This is a genomic window from Paraflavisolibacter caeni (assembly GCF_025628885.1).
GTDB classification, from domain to species: domain Bacteria; phylum Bacteroidota; class Bacteroidia; order Chitinophagales; family Chitinophagaceae; genus Flavisolibacter; species Flavisolibacter caeni.
The window spans coordinates 1-24,594 of the sequence record NZ_JAOTIF010000036.1; the positions used below are offsets into that span (position 1 = coordinate 1).

Sequence of the window (24,594 nt, forward strand, 5' to 3'; positions counted from 1 at the left end):
ATAGCCATTGCCATTAAAACGGGAATATATGATCCTTCCATAACAGGAGTATCCTTGCAAGAGGCTAAAGATAAGACTATCCAATTGGTCCGGTCAGTGGCTTATGATCATAAAGCTAATGGTACTCGTAAGGTTTGGGGGGGCGATTGGCAGGCGGCTCTTTGGGCTTATTTTGCTGGATATTCAGCCTGGCTTTTATGGGACGATTTTTCACCGAAAGATCAAACCAATATCTTACAAATGATTGTTGCAGAAGCAGATCGTTTTCTTTCAACAGTCCCACTTTATTATAAAGACAGTACAGGGAAAACACTTTTCCCGGGTGATTCTAAAATTGAAGAGGATGCCTGGAATGCTGAATTAATGTACCTGGCAGCGGTAATGTTACCAAGCCATCCCCATTCAAATAAATGGTTAAATAAGGCTGTTGCATATATGATAGCAGCCACTTCCCTGCCTTCTGATTTGCATAACTCAAAAATTATACATGGACAGCCCGTTAGCAGTTGGGTGCAAGGCTATAATTTAGAGGAACCAGGTATTGTCATCAATCATGGGATCATTCATCCGCTTTACAACGCACTTACTTCGGTGATCAATGCTCCGATCGTATTTTCATTGGCTGGAAAAGTAACACCAGAAGCAGCACGCTTTAATCTTGATAAAATTTACTATGCGGTAACTGCCCACCGGTTCTCCTCCCCTCCTTATAAAGCTCCGGGCGGTACGATGTACCGGGAAGGAACTGCTGACGTTTATTATCCTGAAGGCTCTGATTGGGGCCTTGGTATTTATGACGCTTTTGCTAACCTGGATATCGCTGCTTTTACCAATGATTGGGATCGTCTTGCGCAAAACCATAAAGGGAAATATTGGGCAAAACTGCATGTTGATAAAGTGCTGGCTCAACAAAAACGTTTTGCTGACAGACATACCTATACCGGTAACGATGAAAACAGTTATCCGGGCAGAGAAGAAGCTATTGCCTCCCGGATGGGATCGGCATGGATGACTATCTGGTTAGAGCAACAGGCGCCTGCAGTTTACGATAATCAACCCATTTCTAAATGACGGGGAAACCAGGAGGATGCCTGTATGGTCATAAATGGTATCAATGAAAGAACATAATAAATCAATCTAATGAATAAACAAGTATCATTAATTTTCATTCTCTTTATTGTTTGTACGGCTCATGCCCAACTACCGGGATTACGTGCCGACAGTATCTATTATCAAATGAAAAAGGTAGCTGACTGGCAATGGACAAGCTTAGAAACCGAAGGTTGGAAAAATCCGAAAAAAGATTGGACCAGTGGTGCTATGTATGCAGGCATGATGGCCTGGGGTAAAGTTGCCAATGATGAAACCTATTATAAAAAGCTTATACAGGTAGGAGAAGATAATAAATGGCAGATAGGTAAGTATCGCCAATTTGCTGATGATTATTGTGTGGGGCAGCTATATTCCCAGCTTTATACTATTTATAAAGACCCAAAATATATTGAAGATTTTAGGTCTCTTGCAGATAGCATAGTTATATTGCCTCATACAGAGAGCCTCAAATGGGAAAAGGGCATTTATACGCGTGAATGGGCGTGGTGCGATGCCTTATTTATGGGGCCTCCTGCTTTAGGTTACTTGACTGAAGCTACAGGAGATATGAAGTATTTGGATTGTACATCAAAACTGTGGTGGAAATCTACCGAGTACCTATATGACAAGGACGAACATTTGTACTATAGAGACAGCCGTTATTTCGATAAAAAAGAGAAAAATGGAGCAAAAGTGTTTTGGAGCCGTGGTAATGGCTGGGTAATGGGAGGATTAGTGAGGGTATTGTCTGTAATGCCTAATAATCATCCGGATAGAGAGCGTTTTATCCAGCTTTTCAAGGATATGTCGGCAAAAATAGCCAGCATACAGCAGGCTGATGGTAGTTGGCATGCCAGTTTATTAGATCCGGCTTCTTACCCTATAAAAGAAACCAGTGGTACAGGATTTTTTTGCTACGCTTTAGCATGGGGTATTAACCAAGGTATTTTACCATATAAAAAATACTTAGCGGTTGTTAACAAAGCATGGAATGCCCTAACGACCTCTGTACATCCTGATGGGAAACTTGGGTATGTACAGCCTCAGGGGGCTGCTCCTGATAAAGTAAGTTATGATGCTACAGATGTTTATGGAGTAGGGGCATTTTTATTGGCTGGCTCTGAAATGTTGCGTATGGTCATCGATCAGGAAAAAAACACAGGCATGGTGGAAATTGTTAACGCTACTGCTTCTGAAAAGAACGAAAAAGTAACAGTGCAATGGGCTTCAATAAGATCCCAAATCAAGAATGCAAAAGCAAAACGTATTGCTGTTGAAGATGCCATCACAGGACAAGCAGTTCCATTCGAATATGTTTATGACAGCCAAAATAAACCGGTATCAATTGAATTTCAAACATCATTAACTCCCGGCGGAAGTAAGATCTTCAAGATTAAAAAAAGCTAACGCGAGTTCAAATTTTTTGTAGTTAATTATTAATGCATTATGGCATCTATAAGAAAAATAAGCCTGGGTGTTTTGATCGGATTGCTTAGTATTAGCAATGTTGCAGTATATGCCCAAAAAGAGAAAAAAGCTAAATCTGTTGTACCTGCTACCACAACAGGACTTCAGAATCGTGAGTATTGGTGTGATTTGTTGTATAAAATAGCCTCGCCTGTAATATTCAATTTGGCGAATAGTACATTAAAACAAAATATGCCAGTAGAAGTGCCTCCGGGACAGAAACAGGACTTTTTTAAAAAGGTAACCTATTTGGAAGCTGTAGGCCGAACAATGGCAGGAGTAGCTCCGTGGCTGGCATTGCCGGATGATGTTACTAAAGAAGGGAAAATGCGTAAAGAATTACGTACAGCCTTGCTAAAGGGCATTGCCAATGCTGTTGATCCTAATAATCCTGATTATTTGAATTTCAGAACAGAGAGCCAGCCAATAGTAGATGCTGCTTATATGGCTCAGGCCTTTTTAAGAGCTCCCAAAGCACTATGGGAGCCTTTGGATAGCCTTACAAAGAAAAGAATTGCACAAGAGTTTAAAGCCCTTCGTACCAGAACCGGTGCGTATAACAATTGGTTATTGTTTGCCGGAATCAACGAAGCTTTTTTAATGACTATTGGAGAGCAGGCGGATCCCGTACGTATTGAATTTGCTCGCCGTAAAATTTTAGAATGGTATCAGGGTGATGGCTGGTACAGCGATGGTCCGAGTTTAAGTATCGACTATTATAACTCATACGTGATTCACCCAATGCTGGTTGACTTTTTCAAAGTATTGACTGATAAAAGAAGGCTTAATGTTGAGGAGTATGATAAGGCGGTGAAGCGTATGGTTCGTTATTCCGAATTTTCAGAACGCATCATTTCTCCCGAAGGAACTTATCCTCCTATGGGACGTTCAGTTACCTATCGCACTGCAGCATTTCAGGCTTTAGGGCAAGTAGCACTGATGGAAAAATTACCGGAACAGATAGAGCCTGCACAGGTACGTTGCGCCCTGACTGCAGTGATGCACCGCATGTACGATCAAGGCCAAAACTTTGATCGTAATGGTTGGCTGATATTGGGTTTCTGTGGTTCGCAACCAATGATTGCTGATGGTTATACTTCTACGGGAAGTTTATATATGGCCACCTTAGGCTTTTTACCATTAGGCTTGCCCGCAGATAATAAATTCTGGACAGATCCGGCTACTGATTGGACTTCTAAAAAAGCATGGAATGGTCAGCCGTTTAAAAAGGATTATCATGTTGATTATTAATAACAGCTTGGGGACAAGGTGTTTACGATACAGATGCCTGCAGTTTATGATAATAGTCCCATTTCTAAATGGCCGGGAAACCAGGAGGAAGCCTGTATTGTCATGAAAAAACGGGAGGCAAAGGTGAAAGTTGAAACGTCAAAGGTGAAATAATATACCATCAAATTGCAAATGGTATCAATCAAAGGACATAATAAATCAATCTAATGCATGGAATTAGAGCTGAAGTAATGACAGAGGGTGTTAAAAAGAGAAGGGGCTAGAAAGCCCCTTCTCTTTTTTCAAACTATAATTAACACATGAGACGCTATTGTTTTCTCTGTCATTTGCCTTGACGCAAAAGGACCAATAAATCATTTCAGAATTGAAATATGAGGAGGGACTATTATAACAAGCCCTGATCATAAAAGAGAAGGGGCTAGAAAGCCCCTTCGTTTTTTTAATCAATCTAAAATTGCCATATAAGAAAAAATTATTGTAGCGGATCGAAAGTACCACCCCACTCTTTATTTTGTGGTAATTGGTCTGGTTCTGTTGACATCTGAGCTGGATTCAATGCATTGAACCAATGATTCAGGTCATAATTGTAACTATAACCAGCGCCATCCAAATTGCTAACATAAGTAAACTTAAAATTAGCTCTTACCGCAGGCTCCATGATGGTTTGTGTTTTTCCAGGTAACGGAGCTCCTTCTTTCAAAGTCAAGATCAACAGCTTCCGTGTGCCTTGTGCATTTAACACATCATATCTTTTCCATCTTCTTAAATCACCCAGACGGAAATTTTCATATGCTAATTCAACCTGGCGCTCTTTCATAATCGCTGTTCTGAACTCAGCTTGCGTTGAAGCTGTAATACCATAGTTGCCATTTGCACCTGCTATGATATTGGCACGTTTGCGAATGTCTTTCAACACTTGCAACACTTCAGCACCTTTACCCACTTCATTGGCGCATTCGCCATAGTTCAGGTACAGTTCAGCATAACGCATAGGCACCCACCACATTGTATTTCCATTTACACCAGTCGCTGACTGAGGACCTGTTTGCGTTGTATCAATTCTTCTATATCTGAAAGAAGAGTAATTGGTTGTGGAAGCACCTGCAGGATAAATTACCCGGTTGATATTGGAATCTGTTCTAATTCCTCCATTTTTCATTGCCCAAGCCATCCAATATGTTGACCTGGTGGTCTCTCCAATAAATATATCCGGTGTGGGATAAACGGTTCCGCCGCTATATATTGTTGCATAAAAGCGATCGTCACGATTGGCATAGAAATCGGTCATGAACTGATCGAAGTTTGACGTATCGGAAAGCTGTAAAAAGCTTCCGTCTTTTTTTGGATAAGCCATTAAGAGAGACAACTGAGGCATATTATTATCAGTCGCATTATTGGTAAACGGTATTGGTCGCACGTTATTGAAAGGGACATAGCCGTTCGCCTTACTAAAATCATACTGACGCACCATAATCTGCTCTTTGTTCCTATTGTACCAAATAGAACGGAAGTTATCCACCAACCCGTTACCGGCAGCAGTAGCGGCATCAACGGCAGCTTTTGTTGCGTTGTAAGCATTTTGCCACCTGGTCTGATCGTTGTTTGGATTGAACACCGGGCTTGCCCACCACATCAGGATGCGGCCTTTCAAACCTAAAGCGGCCACCTTGGTGATCCTGCCGTAATCAGCGCCTGTATAGGAACCCGGCAACAGTGATGCTGCACTGTCCAGATCTTTTACCATTTGCGCAATACATTCAGATGTTTTTGCGCGCGGCACCTTTAAGCTACTAAAATTGGTAGCATCCTGTGTATGCAAAATCAAAGGCACTCCACCAATTGCATTTACCATATTCCAATATGTCCATGCGCGCCAGAACTTGGCTTCGCCCTGATAACGGGCATTTACCGCAGGATCCAATACAGTTGCCGGAACTGTGGCTAACTGATCCAAGAAAAAGTTAGATTTATCAATAACGGTATAATTCATTGACGTATTCGTCTGATCAACTGATATTATACCTCTTGAAAAAGCTGTCATGCTTGTAGGCGAGTTATATGCCTCGTCGGTGTTGTTGCCACTGGAAAGATCCCAACCCGGCATTGCTATACCATAAATGTCAGTCAGGTATGCTTTAATCATATTAGCATCCTTCCATACGTTATCAGGGCTAATTGAGTTTGGATCCTTGTAATCCAATCCTTTCTTGCAAGCTGATGCCATCGCCAGCAAACAGAGGATGAGTATATATTTATTTGATATTCTTTTCATAATACACTTTGTTTTCACTTGAAATATTAGAAGGAAACATTAAATCCAGCATTAAATGATTTAATGATCGGGAATGCTACGCCATTACCCAATTCAGGATCGTAGTACTTCTTATTGAACTTGCTGATCACGAATAAGTTGGCTCCGGATGCATAGAACCTGATGTTTTGAACGCCCAGTTTACTATACAGATTTCTTGGAATGCTGTAACCAAGATTCAGGAATTTCAAGCGTAAGAAACTGGAATTTGCATACCAGAAATTACTGCCGGCGGTGTTCATACCATATTGAGGGCTATTGTATGCCCAAATTCTACCAGGTAACGTCGCATTTGGCGTTTCCGGAGTCCAGCTGTCGGTAGCCCAATTTTTCCAAACACGGTTCCAATCTACACCACCAGTCAAATCGCCGTACGATTTCCATTGTCCTAAACTTCCACTAAAATTAGCCGACAGGCTCAGACCTTTCCACTCAGCTGACAAGTTCCATCCCATAACCAATGGGTTATTTCTATCCTTAAGAACTGATTGATCCCAGCTATCAATGATACCGTCAGGTTTGCTATTAGGTCCACTCAAATCTTTATATACAAAGTTTCCAGCCTTAGGCACCGATCCAAATGCTTTATAAGTAGGATTCGCCTGCATGAAAGCATCTACCTCAGCCTGTGATCTTAACATTTTATCAACTGTATAACCAGCGATGTAATTATTATAACGACCAGTTCTTCTTTGCCAGTCATAAGTAGGGGCTTCATCTATCGTTTCAAATTTTGCACTACCGAAAGAAGCGACCAGGTTGGTATTGAAATTAACATTACCAAATTTATCGTTATAACCTAAGGTAGCCTCATATCCCTGCGCTTTCATTTTACCATAATTTACCGAAGGCAAAGCCGGGCTAAATGTAGGCGGTTTGGTAAAGTTTCTTGCCCCTAAGATGTCATAGGTATTGGTAGACCAATACTCCAAGGTTGCATTGAAATGTTTTAAGAAATTAACATCAACGCCAATGTTCTTATTGAGCGATTTTTCCCAAGTAAGATCAGGGTTCACAATCGCACCATATTGAAGACCTGCACTTACATCCGTTGGGTTGCCATACAAAAAGGAAGAGCCTTGTTGATAGCTTTGCTGCCACTGCCAGCCACCAACAATGTCATTACCTACCAGACCTGCAGAAGCTCTTAATTTCAAATTTTCAATTCCATTAACATTGAAGAAGTTCTCTTTGGAAACGATCCAACCTACAGAACCTGAAGGGAAGAAACCCCAACGATTTTCAGGAGCAAACTGCATAGAACCATCGTAACGATAAGTAAAGTTTGCCATGTATTTGCCGGCATAATCATAGAAGAATTGACCGATCCATGATTTACGACCATTTAAATAGTCCGAGTAATTTTTGCTTTTTGAAACGCCATCATCTGCTGAATTCGTACTGGTTGACCACCACTGATCATTCAAATAAAAAGGAAATTTACTAACACTGCCAGCCATTCCAGCGCCCTGAGCTTCCTGTCTTTCATAAGCCAACATTCCACTCACGTGATGTCTTCCAAAAGTGGTGTCGTAATTTAACTGCAGGTTTAATTGCTGATCATTACTCCATGTCATTTCCTGTGAGAGATATTCATCGCCCAAGTTCTGATTAGAGAACCTGTAGCCAGTAATATCACTATCTTCCAATCCCCATACATAAGGGGTAACTTGTTTCATTATAGCTACCTGGTAGTGCTTCACGAAAGTTTTACTCCTGTAATTGGTGTAGGATTTTACAAAATTGGCCTTGGCTTTCAAACCAGCTATAGGTAATTTATAAGTACCACTTAATGTAAATACAGGCTTCAGGTTATTGTTATTGCTATAACCACCCAAGCCATTTACTTCAGCTCCCATGTTACCAATCCATCCATAGTCAACCGGCTTTCCCGATTTAGTGTATAAAGGATAAAAAGGCTGCCATACCAATAGTTTTGCGTAATTACCAGATGCATCGCCTATCCATGTATTTGGGATGCCGTATGTAAGGTTGTTATTCACTGTAGCGCCTACAAAAAGCTCAAGGTTATTCGTCAAATTAGCAGTCACATTGGCCCTGAGGTTGTATTTTTTGAAATCCAAACCTTTCATAAACCCTTCCTGCTTTACATAAGAGCCGCCCACGAAATATTTAATTTTATCGGAGCCGCCAGAAACACTGAGGTTTTGTGTTCTTGTGTATGGATCTCTATATATATCGTCCAACATATTAAAGCCATAACCGTAGCCACCACCAAAATCATTTTTATTATAAAAGTCAAAGTCGGATTGTTGCCAAAGAACGGTTCCACTCACTGAACCATATTGAACATTATACATCCGGCCCAAATCAACAGCGCTGGTCAAGGGCATATTTTTAGTGCGTTTGTCATAACCGGTGTTGTAGGAATAGCTAAAAGTAGCTTTTCCAGCCTTTCCTCTTTTGGTGGTTACCACCACTACACCACCAGCAGCTCTTGAACCATAAGCTGCCGTAGTAGCCGCGTCTTTCAGAATTGTAATGTTGTCAATCTCATTAGGGCTTAAGTTGTTAAAATCACCTTGCCCGCTGATCTTGTCATCAATTACAAACAGCACGTTTTGTGCATTAAATGAACTTCCAGTTCTAATTGAAATACCTGCAGCCGAACCAGGGATACCGTTAGGAGTACCCACATTTACACCTGCCATTCTACCTGCCAAGAGGTTGCTTACAGATGTTGTTGGCATTTCCAAATCAACTTCCTTCATTTTCATACTTGCAACAGAACCGGTTAGCAGTTCTTTTTTTACTTTACTGTAACCTACTACTACTACATCATCCAGGTCTTTGGTTGCTACATCCAGTTCGATACTGAGCTTAGCGGATTTTACCTGCACTGTAATTGGTTGATAACCGGTCATTGTGATTGAAAGCCGGCTGTTCAGCGGAACGCTGATCTCGAAATTACCATTGGCATCGGCAGCAATAGCCTTACCGCTACCACCTACTGGTGTAATTGTCACACCACCGAGCGGAGATCTCTGTGCCTTGTCTGTGACAGTACCTTTTACTCTGATTAATTCCTGTGCAAAGGAATTCGTGGCCTGGAATACCAGGATCAGGAACCCAAGCATCCATAAGAGCAATCGTTTTTGCTTCATCATAAATAGTTTAGTGATCAAAAAAAATAAAGGTGATCAACCCATAGTTTATCCACCCTTCATTTAACACAATAAAGGTCTAAATGCAGAGGCAGCCTAACTACTCCGAATTTGACTATTATTGATGCTATTTTTGCAGCGCTTTAACATTTTCTGTTTTGCCATCAGAAAAAGGACTATTGTAAAATGGCTTTGGATTTCCCTGAAAACCCAGGTTCATACTCTGAATATCCATATTGGTACAGATGGACAGGCATTGCCAATAAAAATTAAAGGCTACCCGATTTTGGGTAGCCTTTAATTTTTAATACGAAAGAATGATCAAATGAACATCTGACTACTTTAACGTAAAGGTGTTATCCATCGAAGCCCTGTGTGGCGCCTGGGAGGATGTAGTACCAATTTCATCCAACCAGTATTTAATTTTTAACACTTTGGTAACCGGATCGAATTTATTGACCCCTGAAGGATCCAAAATAGCAGAACGACCTCCAACGGCGGTGGAATGCGGCTGTCCATAATAATTAATAATGCTCACCACATTATAGTTCTGATCGAAATTAACTATCACGCCAAAATTGCCATAAGTAGACGCAGACGTGCCATTCATGATCCGTTGGGTGATACTATTATTATCTACGCTGAATAACACCAACTGGCGGGCTACGCCTGTGTATTGCCATCTTGCATTCCAGGTTGCCGGTGCTGTAATTGCCGCAGTTGTATAATCGGCAACGGTACCCTGGTAAGTATACTCCCCGGCAGCCAGGTTAACGTTGACCGTTTGCATAGCATAAAAAGTATCTATTGCTTTGGCTGGTAAGTAGGCTGTTTTTAGCTGTATAGCATCAACTGTAGACTTGGCATCTTTTAATGTATCTTTTACATTGCTGAGGGTCTTCATTATCCTGGTAGCAGCCGTATTCGCGGTGGTTGTGTAGGATAAATCTGTAGCTATGGTTGTCGCATCTACTGCAGCATAGTTTACGATCAACCCGTCCTTACTGTTGGTGATTGTCGTAATACGAGGGTATAAGTTAGCTTCATATTTTGCGCCATATACATTCCCACCTGCATATGAAGAAAGTGACTTATTTCCCTGGTTGTCTACCGCGATCATTTCAAAGTTAAAATACCCTTCAGCAAGGTCCGGGATGATTACTTTTTCAATCGTGTTCGTGGCTTTGGGTGTCACTTCCTTGCTGTTTAACCTGTTGTTCCAATAAATAATATATTTGACAACACTAGGATCTGCAGATTTAGTGAATTGCACCTCTGCCCTATTTCTGCCGGTATGGATCTCAATATTAGTCGGCACTCCAGGATAATACTTCTCCCCGTCTTTCAGGTAAGTTTCATAGGAGCTATCCATTTTTGAGCAGGATATTATCATGCTACTACTTAGTAACAGTAATAAAAATTTATTTCTCATTCTCTGATTTTTAATCATTAATTCATTTAGATACCCTAAATTTTATGTTTTCCATTCTATTGGTTCGGATCGCCCCAGAATTTAAAGGCGGCAAAATCCATAGCAGAAGAACCCGCATAGTTCTGAAGCATTACCACCCGGAAATACCTCATAGAAACGGCAGGCAGCGGAAATACCACTTCGGTACCGTCGTTTACCACCTGGTTGTCCGCCGCGCTACGTTGCCCGTATGGCAAGCCTGAGGGTTTCACCAATTCGTATAAGCCACCCAACTGCACCCACGAATTATCCAAAGCACCATTGGGGTTAGGGTTGTTGCTTCCATATATTTTATAGAACTTGGGCGTTCCATTGATAAACTCCGCTGTACCGTTTTTCCTCATCCACCACCTGATACGGCTTAGTTTTACGGTAGCTCCCAAATCAAATGTGATGCGTGCAGGCAAAGAATCAGTAGCTAATGGCGTTCCCCATTGAGCGGCATCGACAGCTCCATTATTTGTGATCAGCCTGGCTAAAGTAGCACCACAGCAACCCGTTTGGTCGCCTGGCAGATAAAGGCCTTTCATGATCGTCCTACTGAGTTCCACTTCATTCAGTGATGTTATATTTGCCCACACTGTGTCTGAAGAATTTCCCCAACGGTCTCTTACATAAGCGCCGAATTTTCTTGTTTTGGGTGAGAAGCCCCTAACAGAGAAGTTCCCCTCTTTCTTCTTGGTATATTCCGTATAGATATATTCCGCTTTGCCGGCCGTATCCACCAGGGTTACAATCCCCACTTCACTTTCATCGGGATTCTGATAGGCAACATTGACACCTCCAAAATCGGCGAACAACTGTAAAGTCTGCCTGATGCTCACATAAGGAGGGGTCTGCGGATTTACGGTAACGGTAACGGCATCTGATAGCACCTCGCCCCGGCTCACGGTACGCAGGGTTACCGTATAGGCTCCAACTTTTTCAAATCCGTTTACCAGCATAGAATCTACATAATAGGACACTTTCTTTTGCTGGTTTGTTTTGCTGTTTACGGCATAGTCGGCCTGTACATATAATACGGAAGGATCATTGGGCAAATCATAAGTCAACATGGCGCCGCCGGGAAGATTCTTCACCTGTACATTCGAGACAGGCAATGGTTTTTTACCGTCTTTAAACAAAGCCTCGTGCTCATCGCCGGAAAGCTTTTGGCAGGAAAATAAAAACCCTGCAATAGACGCTATCGATAGAATTGCTGCTATACAATATATTTTTTTCATTTTTCAAGCATTGAAATAAGTTTGAAAAGATTTATTCCTATTACCACAAAGGATTTTGAACCAGGTTGTGGTTGACAAACAGGTTGTATTGTTTTATTGGTGTTAAGTAATCCCGATAAGTATCAGAAGGTGTATAGATTGTTTTTAAACGATAGAAGGTCTGCGGTGTATTTTGCTGGTAATCCCAGGCAGTAATCGGGCGGTTCATCAGGTCCAGCCTTTTCCAGCGGCGCTCATTCCAGAAATTATTGCCTTCGAACATAAATTCATTCATCGTTTCCTGCTGAATAATGCTTCTCAGACCGTCCTTAGAAGCTGGCTTGTTTGGCTGGCGGGAGAAATTTTGCCAGGATTCCACCACCCCTTTCAATCCTGCACGGGTTCTCACGGAATCAACCCATTGGTATACCTTATTGGAAGGACCTTCCACTTCATTTAAAGATTCGGCATACATCAAATACAATTCAGATAAACGAATCGTGGGCCATACATAAGAGAGCGTCGTAGTCCCGCTATTTTTATAATTAACCAATTTTTTGGGCCAGTACCCGGTAAACGAAGCACGAGAGGCTGAATTAGCAGACACAGAGCCCCACATGGTATTGATGTACATTAAATTTTTCTCATCTGTTCTACCTGTGGTAAAAAAAGAAGACCCGTCAAAAGCCAAATCCGCATAAAACCTTAATTCCCTATCCACATTGAAGCTGGAAGTAACATAATTGGGTTTTAGAATGCTGCTATCAGACCTTGGGATCGTTTTCAGCGCTGTATACCTGTTGGCATAATCCCAGGAGAAATCCTCATCAATGGGAACGCCATTTTTTGTATAGAACGATTCACAGGTATTGATGTTTGCTGCCAGAAGAGCGGCATTATTTCCGTTCAAATCATGTCGCGGGCAGCCCATACTCTGAAGAACATTTGACCAAGTGCGGTTGGCAGCCCCCCATATGGTTTCAGGGTTCCAGCTTTCTGTGATGGCCCCGCGTATGTTCATACATGTTTGGGTAGCAGGGCTTATGTATGGTATATCAAATGGCTTGGTAAAATAGAACAATTGATTGCCCACAGATTTGGCCATATCGATTGCCGCTTTACATGCATCGGCTGCTTTTTGCCATTTCTTCGCATCATAAGTAGCATTTATCAACTGCTGCCCTTCTTTATCCTTGAAGCCAGCATAATCCGCATTTCCATTGAACAATGGGCTTGCTGCCAATACCAGGGTCTGGGCTTTCACGGCCAATGCCATTGTTTTTGTAGCCCTACCCAATTCTTCCACCTGGTTCGATACCATGAGCGGCAAATCAGGTGTGGCTTCATCCAGGAGTTGCACAATATAATTGACCACGGTATCTACTGGTTCTCTTTTTACTTTTACCGCATCCACATCCGCTGAGACTTCAATATTTTTTCTCATCACCGGAACAGGACCGTACATGCGCATTAAAAAGAAATGATAATAGGCCTTTAAAAACTTCACTTCAGCGGTCCATTGCGCTTTTTCATCAATTGTAATATCTGGTACCCGGTCTATATTGGCCAGGAAGATGTTACAATCCCTGATACCGCCGAATAAGGGTGTACCTCCATTTTCGCCATCCCAATAATTAGCTACCGGCGAGCCTGAGGATTGCAAGCCATAGGTCATATTGATAAGAGCCTGGAAGCCGTCCATGGGAGAAATCCCCGGATTGGGCGTGCATGTTTCCCTGGACGCTATAATTGTGTGATTGACGTTGCCGGCATTATCAAAACCGCCCCCATTGGCCATAGGCAGGTAGGAATAACAAGAAAATAAATACTTTTTGGCGCTGGCCCGCAGATCGAAAGCCTGGTCGATGGTCGCAATATTGTCAGGCACAATATCCAGGTATTTTTTACAGGAACTCACTACCAGTACCAGGACACTTGCCAACAGTGTCCATTTTAGATGTACATAGCTGGTTTTCAGCCTGGTAAAAGAAGCTTTATTATAATGAGAATGTTTATTCTTTGTTCGTTTCATAAACTACTTATTAATCAATTATTCAACTTTTGTTACAGTTCGTCAGCGCAATGCTGCTGACATTTTTTTATCGAATGGAAAATGTTACACCCGCATTCACGACCCGTTGGATCGGATATCCTAAACCATTACCCCCCATTTCGATATCCCATAATTTAAAGTTGCTGAATGTGAAGAGGTTGCTTGCGTTCAGGTAGAACCTGGCATTAGACAGCCTGAATTTTCTTCTCAAACTTTCAGGAAGGGTATACCCTACCTCAGCTTGCTTGATACGCAGGAAGGAACCGCTGCGCATAAACCAGGTGCTTGGCTGCAGGTTGTTGTTGCGCAGATCTGTACTCAGTCTAGGCCACAAAGCATAAATATCCCTGTTGTCTTCGCTCCAATGATTATCGGCATAGACTTGTAAGAGCTGACGCTGGTCGTCGATAAATGGAGAGGTAGCCACCGGATCGATCCAGAATGACCTGCGGGCAGTACCCTGGAAGAACACAGAAAAGTCGAAGCCTTTATAGCCCATAGACATTCCAAAACCATATTGAATTTCAGGGGTGGTAGGATAACCTATAGGGGCCATGTCCAATTCATCAATCTTACCATCATTGTTCAGGTCCCTGTATTTGATATCGCCACCGCCATACTGGGTATTTGCATTGGCTACAATGAGCGGGAATTGTTGTTTCGGCGAATTGGCAGCTTCTGCGTCGTCTACGAACAACCTTTCCGCAATGTATCCCCAATTCTGGGCTATGTTTTTTCCTGTATGTGTTTTGTTGTCCAGCACTACTGTTTTACCATCCAGGTCGTAAGAGTATTCTGGTTCTTCATACACATCGAACTGGTTGGTTGCATAGGTAAAGTTGGCCATACCTTTTACCCAGAAGTTCCTCTTTGCATAATAAGTGTAGTCCATATCGAAATCCACACCCTGGGAAGAAGCTTCACCCACGTTGGCCATTGTAGAAGCCAGGGCGCTTGCCGGCAATCCCATTGTTGTAGGGATAGAGGCCCTCTGCATTAAGATATTGGTTCTTTTTTCCTTGTACACATCCACATTCATGTTCCAATTTTTGTAGAGTGTCATTTCTGCACCCAGATTGGATTTCTGTGCCTGTTCCCAGGTGATGTCATTATTGGCATAGCGGTTGACCAAAATACCGTTTAGTGCAAAACCATTCTGAAGAAGCCCGAAAGAGGAGGCCCTGGCTGCACTATTCATATCAACATCCGACAAATAGAAGAACCTGTTCGCTGCGGTGCCTATTGCATCATTACCAACCAGGCCATGCGTTGCTTTCAACTTCAATTTTGAGATAACAGGTTTTAAATTATCCCAGAACTGTTCATTGGAAATGGTATATCCCACACCTATAGAAGGGAAGAAACCGTAGCGGTGGGTTTTATAGAAACGCTCGGAACCATTATAACCGAAGTTGAATTCACTTGCCAGTTTGGTATCATACACATAGGTAAGCCTGCCCGACACGCCTAAGTTGCGGAAAGGAAGTGATTCCTGCAGACTTCCGGCGCTTGCAGACAGGCTGCTTTTGGCAATCCCCACCAAAGTACCGCTTACGCTGTGTACGTTTTTATAGACCCTGCTGTAATTCAGTGCCAACTCGCTATAAAAGTTTGAGCTCGCATTCCTAGCGCCCGGCACATAGTTCAAGGTAGGATTACCCACAGGGGCAATAACACCCGGCGTAGCCACCATGTTGATGGGATTCAGACTGTATGTTTTTTTAGCAAAATCATAGTTGGACGCCACGTAATAATAAGGAACATAGGAACGATTCAGGTCAAAATAAGAATAACGCTGCGTACTAACAAGGCCGCGGGCGCTCAAGCCTTTTGTAATAAAAGCCAAATTCTGGCTGATTTGAATCTGCGTATTGATGGTAGATGCAGATTGCTGCTGGTAACCTTTTTGCACATCCGCATAAGGGTTGTTGTAGCGGCCATCATAGGAATTACCAAACATAATATGTTTTACATATTTTGTTTCAGGGGTTGTTTCATAATAAGCAGGGAACAGTACCGGGTTGGTCTGCATTATTTTTGCGAAAATGGCGCTACCACCTGTAACAGGCCCGATATAGTCTGTGAACAGACCGCTGATCATCGTTTTTAATTCTGTGGTTTTCGTCAGGTTGATATTGATGTTACTGCGTAATGAATAGGTTTTATAGGTAGGATTACTACTGAAGTTGGATTTTTTATCCACTTTCAAAATACCATTATCCTGGTTATAGCTACCAGACACATAGTAACGGGCCACTTTACCACCACCACTTAAGTTTAAGTTCGCGCGCTGGTTGTTTGTATAGTCTTTGATCAACATCTGCTGCCAGTCTGTTGCCGGGAAAAACAAGGGGTCTGTACCCAACCTGGTATTTTCGATCTTTGTTTTCTGGTAACGGTATCCTGCTAAAGGATTGCGGGTAACACTGGCTTCATTGGCCAACTCCATGTAGGTAACAGGATCTGCCAGTTGTACATTTTGTGTAGGCGTGGACAAAGAATTTTCCAACCTTACAGAAGCTGTTACGGGGCTTTCTTTACCCTCTTTTGTAGTGACCAGGATCACACCATTCGCACCTTTTGCGCCATACAAGGCAGTTGCCGCGGCATCCTTCATGATCGAGAAGTTGGAGACATCGTCTATCTGCAAGCGGGCCAGTTCGTCGGTTGATGACTCGATATTATCAATTAAGATCAAAGGCGATTTCCTGTAACCGAAAGTGGTCACACCATGAATGAAGAAGTCGGCATTGTCTTTACCAGGTTCGCCACTGCTTTGGAAAGCAATCAAACCGGCAATTTTTCCTGCGAAAGCCTGGGTAAGGTTACTGGCAGGAATCTTCAGATCAGCGGGTTTTATGGTCGTTACAGAGCCTACCACTTCGGTTTTCTTTTGCTTACCATAAGCTACGACAACGACATCATCCAATGCGCCGGCAACTGCCTCCATTTCGATGATTAGCTGACGGGATTTTACCACCACAGTTGTTGCCTGATAGCCAGTCATAGTCAGCGCAAGCTTGCTGTTCAGCGGAACCTTGATCTGAAAATTACCATTGGCGTCTGCGGCAGTAGCCTGCCTCTTGTCTGTAAGTGAAGTAATCGTAACACCAGCCAGGGGTGTTTTCTCTTTCTTGTCTTTGACAGTACCTTGTACATTGATCAATTCCTGGGCGTAGGAATTGCTTGCCTGAAATACCAGGCATAAGAATCCCAGCATCCATAAGAGCAATCGTCTTTGCTTCATCATAAGGGGTTTAATATTTAAAATATGAAAGGTGATCAACCATTGTTTATGCACCAATCATTTAACGACTTAAAGATCAAACAACAGACACTGCTATTATAATGTTAATTTAACAAATACCAATGTTATTTTTGCAGGGCATTAACACTTATACTTTATCGTGCGTATAAATAAGATGTATATGCGCTTTTTGTGTTTAAAAGCATCCCTCCCAACCTATTGCTGGTTATATTATAAAGCAAAAATCCTGTGTTGGTGTAACACAGGATTTTGCATTCCATCTCATTATAATGCGCGGATGGAGCGCAGCAAGAATTAATTTTCAGATGTCCAACAAGCCAATTCTGCCATGGTAATATTCGTGGGTGAAGGAGCCCATGTTTCAAGCACCTTTATCCGAATGTACCTTACACCAGGCATTGTATTCGGGATTGTAACCGTTTCACCCGCTGCTGCATATTCAACATCGGTTACATTAGTTCCTGTCGCCAAACCTGATGGCTTAACAGATTGGAATGTACCTAATAAGGTCCAGCCGGTCCAAGATCCGTCAGGATTAGGAGTAGTAGCACTACACTTCGAATTTTTTCACAGCTTGAGCAGTATAGAGCTGGTCGGTTGCCTGCCAGGTTACGAGCTTGCTCAATTTTTGGGTAACACCCATATCAAAAGTAAAATTTAGGGGCAATGTACCGTTTGCTGTTTTAAATGACGCTGCTGCATTTCCATAAGTATTATCCCAAAGTTTAGTCACCGTGTTGGTTCCACTCGCTGCAGCATCTCCTGTGAGCGAATAACCAGTGTTAACCAGCCCATCAGTAAAAGCGTACAAGATGGGCCACCAGACGCCGACAAACTAATACTATTTTAACAATTACTGATGCTATTTTTGCAGAGCTTTGACATTTTGAGGTTTATTTGAAGGAAAGTGTACAGGCTACATTGTATGTTTATATGTATAGACATATAATTACACCATATTGATCATAGCAGATTGCTGAATTTTTCCATAATTTTATCACAGATCGAAAACCTAGCATTTGTTGTTCATCTAATATGCCATTGATTTATGCAATACATTTATGAAAATTTCACCTTCCCCGCAGATCAATCCTTTACCGTCAGATCGGATGTGATAGAAATAAAAAAGTACACATCGCTGAAATCACATATTAACTTTGAAATTGCATTACTTGAAAATTGTAGTGGCAAACGTTTTATAGGTGACCACATACAGGAGTTTGAAGGTACAGAACTGGTGATGCTCGGTAGTTACCTGCCTCATTGCTGGCAATATTATAAGGCGCTGGACCCAATGAACCAACCGCAAGCTACCGTTATACATTTTTTCCCCGATTTCCTGGGACAGCAATTACTTGAAAAGCCGGAAGCGAAACAACTGAATGAAATGTTTATCAAAGCCGCAAAAGGAATTTCTTTTTCGGGTAGTGCTGTGACAAGAGCAAAAATATTAATGAAGGAAATGCTGTTTGAAACAGGATTGACCAGGGCCGCAATGATGTTACAATTGCTTGACATACTGGCTCAATCCGACTCATACAAGGTATTATCTTCTCCTTATTTCAATACCATTGAAAATTCGGGTGAAGCACAGAAAATCAATAAGGTATTTGATCATATCTTCAACAACTTCAGGGAGGAAATTACTTTACAGGAAGTTGCCGACATCCTGCCGATGTCACCAGCCGCGTTTTGCCGCTTCTTTAAGTCGAAGACAAACCGCACATTATTAGATTTCATCAAGGAAGTAAGAATAGGGCATGCGGCCAAACTATTGCTTGAAGGAAAACACAATGTAACTGAAGCATGTTACCACAGTGGATATAACAATATTTCCAATTTCAACAAACATTTCAAAGACATAAAAGGTCTTTCTCCAAGAGATTTTGTAAAACAGTATAGAGGAACAGAAGAAAAAGAGGCTCTAGCATAATACAGATAAAAAGGTTGCCAACTTTATTCATCGCTGCCAGATAAAAGCAAGCCTCATAAAGTTGGCAACCCCTATTTTTACCCTCTATCCTCCATTTCCTGAAAGGGATAAAATATAACGTACAATTTTCTTTGCGTCGGCAGCAGACAGGTTTGTATGCGGCGTCATTGGTATTTGTCCCCAATTGCCGGCCCCGCCTTTCATTACCTTGGCTGCAAGCATATTTACAGTAGCGTCGCTGGCTTTATATTTCTGTGCAATTGATTTATAGGACGGGCCAACCAATTTCACATCCGGCCTATGACAGGCACTGCAATCCTGCTTAGCTATTAAAGCCTTTCCTTCCATTGGTAATTGTTTTGATTTAGCAACCGATGTTACCACAGTTGATTTTTTCTTTTCCGGCCCGGATGCAGTAACGGGTGTGGATTTAGCTACCGATGTGGCGGGCACTGTGCTTTTGTTTTCCAATTCTTCAATTGTCCAAAACGCTGTGCGTGTTTGCGCAGTAGTCCTAGCTTTTTTTACCTCCTCAGGATTGATCGTGCTGAATGTAGCCTGAGCAGGTCTAAAACGGAAGTGTACATAGCTCAACACCTTAGCTACCCATTCGTCACTGTTGGCAGCACCTAAAGGAGCCATCACATCTGAATAAGTTTTGCCATTTACCGGCCCTGTCAAGCCATTTAATAATATGTTGATCAGTTTAGCTTTATCTCCTGCCCTATTTGAATTGACCAATGGCGGTGCCGGCATGGGATTGCCGCCAATTGAAATGCCCTTGCCATCACCACCATGACAGGTAGCGCATACCTGCTGAAAAATTTCGCGACCCTGTAAAACCATTGTTTTATCAGCCCCCTGCAGTCCAGCCAGGTTCAATCCATACATTTTTTGTTCCTTTTTGTTCTGAACCGATTTTGAAATACTTACCAGATTCAGTTTGTTTCCCGCATTCGACAGCAATTTCTCCAGTAAGGCAGTGGATTCATTTCCGCCAAAATAAGAAAGGGTGGCCGCCAATTGCGCTTGTACATCAGCATCAGGATCGTTCACCAAACCACTTAATAAATTCAATGTACCAGCATCCTGCTTTTTCAAAAATTCTTCTGCCAGGAGGATGGCTGTTTTCCTTACACGGGCATCGTTGTCTTTTAATGCCAGTGAAAGTAATTCATGGTTCATTGCATGTAAACCTTCCAACGTCCATAAAGCATGAATGCGCGCTAGATGATCCGTATTTTCTTTTGCCATTTTTTGTAATGCGGGAATTACTGAACGATCGCCCCTGATAATCAATTCCTTCTGTGCATTATCGCGCCACCAGCCATTGGCATGTGCTAAATAATTTACCAGTTCAGAACTGCTTTGCTGCAGCATAGCAGGTTTTGGCCCGGGTTTAAATTCATCATGTACCAAACGGTAAATCCTACCGTGGCCGATATTTTTATCCAGCCCTTTATGTACAATCTGCGGCCTCAGGTAACTCCCTTCTTTTGTCCAGTTACCTTCCTGGATAATTCCCCTGTGCATGTCTACGATATAAAGGCAACCATCTGGGCCAGTAATGGTATTCACCGGACGGAAGTTCATATCTGTAGAAGCAATAAATTCCTCGTGGTCATAAGCATTACTCAATATGCTTATCCCATCTTTCGTCTTCACTTTTGCCCTGCGGATCAAGCGGCCTACGGGCTCACAAATCAGCAGGTCGCCTTTCAGGTCGGCAGGCAATGCATTTCCCCTGAAAACAGATTGCCCGCAACTTGCGGTAAAATGATTCAAGGTAGAGTCTGGGCGCAGCCGACCATATCCTCCCTGCACATCGGGCGTTGCTATAATTGGCCATACGGCATTAAAATCGCCTTCCAACTGTTCTTTAACATCATAACTGCCATACCTGGGATTTAGCTGGAAACTATAAGCAGGCACTTCACCACCTGCTGAAGAGTAGAACAGTCTTCCATAATCATCATTACCCAGTCCCCACTGGCCTGCACCAGTCAGCAGCGTATCTGCTTCCAGTTTTCCATTTACATACCTGTAGCGAAGGTTTTCATAGGTAGTATATATGCGGTTATCCAGGTTCCAAATCAACCCGCTGCGCTGGTGTTCCAGATTAGCCGTATTGGGTGTACTGTTGCCGAATGCCTTTTCTTTCCGATCAGCCTTTCCATCGTTATCAAGGTCTTCGTATGACCAGATATCGTTGGTATAGGTTTCACTTACCAGCAATTTCTTTCCTACACAAAGCATCATCCTTGGTAACAAAAGGCTATCGATATAAACAGAGTTTTTATCCATCACGCCATCACCGTTTGTATCTTCCAGCAATGAAATCCTGGAAACAGGGGCGTTTTCATTTGATCCGTTTACATCCTGCATGTATGTGAGCATTTCAGTTACATACATTTTTCCGTTACCATCCCAGACAATAGACACAGGCTCCTTGATCATTGGTTCACTGGCTACCAGTTCCAAATGATAACCTTTGGGAACATAAATACTATTGAGGCCATCCTGTGGGGAAAGATGGGCTGGACTTGGGTTGGTCATTATAATAATTCTCCCACTCGAGTCTCTTCGCAGGGACTTTTGCTTTGGTTCTTCAACACTAGCCACTTTATTTGTAACCGTGCATTGAAAAACGGAGATTGCGAATACTACTAACAGGATTGTAAATAAAAGGTTTCTCTTCATATTCAAGCGGTATGGTTTGACAGATATTTATTTTAATATAAAACTCAAAGGTTCATTTGCGTGCAAATAAACAGATAATGTATTTTTCCTGATGGATATTTTTTTGCCGGTTGGTTCTCCACGAAGGTTGACCAAAGTGGCATATTTCAGTTGCATATTTTGCGGCAGTTTTATATCCACTTGCGAGGTAATGCCGGCCTGCTCCCAGATCCGTAGCAGGGTTCCTTTATTGCCATCGGGGTCGGTACCAAAGGCAGTCACCAGTACGCCTTTACGCGACACAGAAATGCCTGCTTGCTGCGCAGGCAGCGTCGCTCCCTTTCCGCTGGCTGCAATCGCCAGTAAGGGCACCCTGGCTTCCCATGATTTCACCGCCAGGTTTTCTGCAGGCTTTTCCTCCGGCTTTATGCCCCAAATGCGCACCCGCTCGCTCCATGAGCCTTCGGTCCAGTAAGGGAAATTTGTATTCCACATGTTGTTGTACAGGTTTACAAAAACTGTTGGTTTTTTGGGGAAATAATCATAATCGTATTTCCAGAGGCCCGGCTCACCGAAACTAAGCAGGGGTGCATCAATGGCACAAAGCCCCATACCTGTGTGATCAGGAGCAGTTATCGCTGTGCCGGTATTAATGCCATACAAATACCTGTTGCCTCCAGTGATCTGGTCGGTAGCCAGGTTCATGGCGCCGCCAATGCGGCCCGCCAGGTATTGAGGCTGGGTTACCTTAAAGGGGAAACAGAGCCAACCGCCTTCGGGAAGGGTATTTGGATTTTTACCCGTTATCGTCCATTCTGCCTCCATATAAGGTTGCTCTGCCGGAAAAGTAAATTTGATCGATATCGATTGCGCAATGGAAGGCAAACTTCTGGAAGTAAGCGTAACCACATCAGCTACAGATGTATGCGTATGCGTGAGTGTCCAATCAACAGGGCTACTCATGGAATAAGGCACATCCTTGGGCATATTGGGTTTCAACGTAGCATTGGCCGAATTGTTCATTGTGCAATAGCGATTGTAATAATCCAGTGTCTGGGCATTGCTGAACTGCTCGTGCAGATATTGCCCCATTGCATAAGGCTGTTGCTGATCCACCCAATCTCTTCCGGTAGACTTCTCAATAAGAGAAGCAATTCCACCGCGCTTCAGATCGAACTGCACTTTGAAGTAAGGTGTTTGTAAGGTGTTTGTAATGGCATCCAAGGCAGAAGCGGTGGCAGACTGATTCAAGGGAATCGTCTTATAGCCACTTGCCGGTACATTTTCGGCCATTAATTGCCGGCCGTCTACTTCAACTATTCCTGACCGTGCCCAGGGCAGTGGATTGTACACAACGACCTCACCGGCAGCCGCTTTCACTGATTGTGCAAGGGCGCGCAGTCGTTCTGACAATGCCCCTGTTACGATGCTGTCAGACGTTTTGATGTACTGTTTGTGGTCTTCAAAGCTGGCTTCAAACTTTTGGTAAAAACCATTTTTCCGGGCATTCAAAAATGCATCGCCATACAGATATCTTTCTGTGCCCCTGTTTTTTCCATCCATTGAAAAGAAGCCCCAGCCTGGCGTCATAGCTCCCCAGGTATGCTCACCATACAACAAACTGTTCTCGTACGACTTTGCTAAAGAAGAAGCCATTGGGCTTGTGTGTACACCCCATGCCTGTAATTGCGTATTCAGTATATCCACTGCAGGTTGTAATGGCCGGATATTACGGGCTATTTTGCTTTCTTGAGGCATAGACATCATTCCGTGAATCCAAGGGTCAGCCATATCGCCTCTAATCACCGGGAGATCTGGATTTTCGGCCAGCAGCGCCTTTGCATATTCATCCAGTGTTGCCAGGTGCAGCTTTACACCTTTCATGCTGGCCACCTTTGCTTTTACGGCTTCCACCTCTTTGGGGGAGGGAGGACCTTCATTATCATGGGTCATCACAACAGCCAGGTAGTTTTTGGAGGGCCAGTTTTGAGGCGGTGTCATATCAGACCCATATTGAGTGGTATAGTTACAAAGAATACGGGATCCATCGGGCCCCACCCACCAGAACAATTGTGGTAACAATGGAGTTCGGTTAGAATAATTGGCCCCAATTTGCAGGAATTTAATACCAGCATTCTTCAAAAGGGTTGGTAACAACCAGCTGTGAGCAGGCACATCGGTCATTTTTGCTGCAATGGGTAAAGGATGCCCGAATTGGCGTGCTAAACTGGAAGAAAAGTTCAAGCCACGCACATAATCTTCCAGCTCAAAAGCATCGGTCTGCATTGTGCAAGGCAAGCCATGCACTGCAAAAGAACCTTCCCGAAGGGCCTGTTCTATTTTGGCGCGTCGCTCCGGTGTTTGCAGCGGTCCTAATATAGCGCCTGCCATAGGCCAGCCCGCAATGGTCCACTTAAACCGGTCCTCTGCCGGCTTTAACCGGTCAGCTTCAATCATTTTGATGGCATTGTCCATCATGTCTTCGCGGTATTTTTTGAAGACTTCCCCGGCAGACATGGTATAACCCAGGTCGCAATGGGTTTTAAATACCACCCAGATATCAGTTACTGCAGGTGCTTTTTTTCCAGGCAGTAAACTAGAAGGCGCTGAGGGTATTGGAATTGGCGATACAGGATTGCTTTGTGATGAAGCTTGAAAAGATACTATCAGCAGTAATACCGGAAGTATTTTTTGGGCAACTGATTTCATGTTATAAGTTATCATCAATTATTATTAATAAAT

Annotated in this window: 13 protein-coding genes and 1 pseudogene; 4 read left to right on the forward strand and 10 right to left on the reverse strand. The window is 42.9% G+C overall.

The annotated features are described in order from the left end of the window. From OCK74_RS25610 to OCK74_RS25620, 3 genes are all read left to right on the forward strand, one after another. Nucleotides 1–1,071 (forward strand): hypothetical protein (locus tag OCK74_RS25610; RefSeq protein ID WP_279299964.1); only part of this gene is annotated, 1,071 nt, incomplete at its 5' end. A gap of 69 nt (nt 1,072–1,140) precedes the next feature. Further along, the gene (locus OCK74_RS25615) at nt 1,141–2,499 is read left to right on the forward strand and encodes a glycoside hydrolase family 88/105 protein (protein WP_279299965.1); all 1,359 of its coding nucleotides are present in this window, start codon (nt 1,141–1,143) and stop codon (nt 2,497–2,499) included. Between the two features lie 39 nt (nt 2,500–2,538). After that, nucleotides 2,539–3,810, forward strand: coding sequence for a DUF2264 domain-containing protein (locus tag OCK74_RS25620; RefSeq protein WP_279299966.1), 1,272 nt, complete (start codon nt 2,539–2,541; stop codon nt 3,808–3,810). 472 nt (nt 3,811–4,282) lie between these two features. Here OCK74_RS25620 and OCK74_RS25625 read toward each other — a convergent pair whose 3' ends face one another. The 8 genes and pseudogenes from OCK74_RS25625 to OCK74_RS25660 all read right to left on the reverse strand — a co-directional run bounded on the left by OCK74_RS25625 (nt 4,283) and on the right by OCK74_RS25660 (nt 18,051). Further along, the gene (locus tag OCK74_RS25625; protein WP_279299967.1) at nt 4,283–6,082 is read right to left on the reverse strand and encodes a RagB/SusD family nutrient uptake outer membrane protein; all 1,800 of its coding nucleotides are present in this window, start codon (nt 6,080–6,082) and stop codon (nt 4,283–4,285) included. Nucleotides 6,083–6,108: 26 nt separating this feature from the next. Then, entirely contained in the window at nt 6,109–9,249 is a 3,141-nt protein-coding gene (locus OCK74_RS25630; protein ID WP_279299968.1) for a SusC/RagA family TonB-linked outer membrane protein, read from the reverse strand. Between the two features lie 334 nt (nt 9,250–9,583). Then, nucleotides 9,584–10,618, reverse strand: a complete 1,035-nt coding sequence (locus OCK74_RS25635; RefSeq protein ID WP_279299969.1) for a DUF4998 domain-containing protein — start codon at nt 10,616–10,618, stop codon at nt 9,584–9,586. A 116-nt stretch (nt 10,619–10,734) separates the two neighbouring features. Continuing rightward, nucleotides 10,735–11,940: a DUF5000 domain-containing lipoprotein gene (locus tag OCK74_RS25640; protein ID WP_279299970.1), complete on the reverse strand. Its 1,206-nt coding sequence runs from the start codon at nt 11,938–11,940 to the stop codon at nt 10,735–10,737. Between the two features lie 40 nt (nt 11,941–11,980). Further along, nucleotides 11,981–13,951 carry a RagB/SusD family nutrient uptake outer membrane protein gene (locus tag OCK74_RS25645; protein ID WP_279299971.1) on the reverse strand — a complete coding sequence of 657 codons (1,971 nt, stop codon included), beginning with the start codon at nt 13,949–13,951 and terminating at the stop codon, nt 11,981–11,983. Between the two features lie 67 nt (nt 13,952–14,018). Further along, the gene (locus OCK74_RS25650) at nt 14,019–17,222 is read right to left on the reverse strand and encodes a SusC/RagA family TonB-linked outer membrane protein (RefSeq protein ID WP_279299972.1); all 3,204 of its coding nucleotides are present in this window, start codon (nt 17,220–17,222) and stop codon (nt 14,019–14,021) included. A 312-nt stretch (nt 17,223–17,534) separates the two neighbouring features. Then, nucleotides 17,535–17,771: pseudogene (locus OCK74_RS25655) on the reverse strand (DUF5000 domain-containing lipoprotein); the annotation flags it as partial. 19 nt (nt 17,772–17,790) lie between these two features. Then, nucleotides 17,791–18,051 carry a DUF5000 domain-containing lipoprotein gene (locus tag OCK74_RS25660; RefSeq protein WP_279299973.1) on the reverse strand — a complete coding sequence of 87 codons (261 nt, stop codon included), beginning with the start codon at nt 18,049–18,051 and terminating at the stop codon, nt 17,791–17,793. 237 nt (nt 18,052–18,288) lie between these two features. On the opposite strand from OCK74_RS25660, the gene OCK74_RS25665 reads away from it, so the two are divergent. After that, nucleotides 18,289–19,173 (forward strand): AraC family transcriptional regulator, encoded by an 885-nt coding sequence (locus tag OCK74_RS25665; RefSeq protein ID WP_279299974.1) that lies wholly within the window; start codon nt 18,289–18,291, stop codon nt 19,171–19,173. Between the two features lie 84 nt (nt 19,174–19,257). Here the strand turns inward: OCK74_RS25665 and OCK74_RS25670 are convergent, their stop codons facing one another. Together OCK74_RS25670 and OCK74_RS25675 are read right to left on the reverse strand one after the other, a co-directional pair. Next, nucleotides 19,258–21,873 (reverse strand): DUF7133 domain-containing protein, encoded by a 2,616-nt coding sequence (locus OCK74_RS25670; RefSeq protein ID WP_279299975.1) that lies wholly within the window; start codon nt 21,871–21,873, stop codon nt 19,258–19,260. Between the two features lie 27 nt (nt 21,874–21,900). Further along, nucleotides 21,901–24,561, reverse strand: coding sequence for a glycoside hydrolase family 38 N-terminal domain-containing protein (locus OCK74_RS25675; protein ID WP_279299976.1), 2,661 nt, complete (start codon nt 24,559–24,561; stop codon nt 21,901–21,903). Between the last annotated feature and the right edge of the window lie 33 nt (nt 24,562–24,594).

What these genes read in the sequence shown, in the direction of transcription:
- OCK74_RS25615 (WP_279299965.1), top strand. Translation starts at nt 1,141, where the DNA reads ATGAATAAACAAGTATCATTAATTTTCATTCTCTTTATTGTTTGTACG.
- OCK74_RS25620 (WP_279299966.1), top strand. Translation starts at nt 2,539, where the DNA reads ATGGCATCTATAAGAAAAATAAGCCTGGGTGTTTTGATCGGATTGCTT.
- OCK74_RS25625 (WP_279299967.1), bottom strand. Translation starts at nt 6,082, where the DNA reads ATGAAAAGAATATCAAATAAATATATACTCATCCTCTGTTTGCTGGCG.
- OCK74_RS25630 (WP_279299968.1), bottom strand. Translation starts at nt 9,249, where the DNA reads ATGATGAAGCAAAAACGATTGCTCTTATGGATGCTTGGGTTCCTGATC.
- OCK74_RS25635 (WP_279299969.1), bottom strand. Translation starts at nt 10,618, where the DNA reads ATGGATAGCTCCTATGAAACTTACCTGAAAGACGGGGAGAAGTATTAT.
- OCK74_RS25640 (WP_279299970.1), bottom strand. Translation starts at nt 11,940, where the DNA reads ATGAAAAAAATATATTGTATAGCAGCAATTCTATCGATAGCGTCTATT.
- OCK74_RS25645 (WP_279299971.1), bottom strand. Translation starts at nt 13,951, where the DNA reads ATGAAACGAACAAAGAATAAACATTCTCATTATAATAAAGCTTCTTTT.
- OCK74_RS25650 (WP_279299972.1), bottom strand. Translation starts at nt 17,222, where the DNA reads ATGATGAAGCAAAGACGATTGCTCTTATGGATGCTGGGATTCTTATGC.
- OCK74_RS25665 (WP_279299974.1), top strand. Translation starts at nt 18,289, where the DNA reads ATGCAATACATTTATGAAAATTTCACCTTCCCCGCAGATCAATCCTTT.
- OCK74_RS25670 (WP_279299975.1), bottom strand. Translation starts at nt 21,873, where the DNA reads ATGAAGAGAAACCTTTTATTTACAATCCTGTTAGTAGTATTCGCAATC.
- OCK74_RS25675 (WP_279299976.1), bottom strand. Translation starts at nt 24,561, where the DNA reads ATGAAATCAGTTGCCCAAAAAATACTTCCGGTATTACTGCTGATAGTA.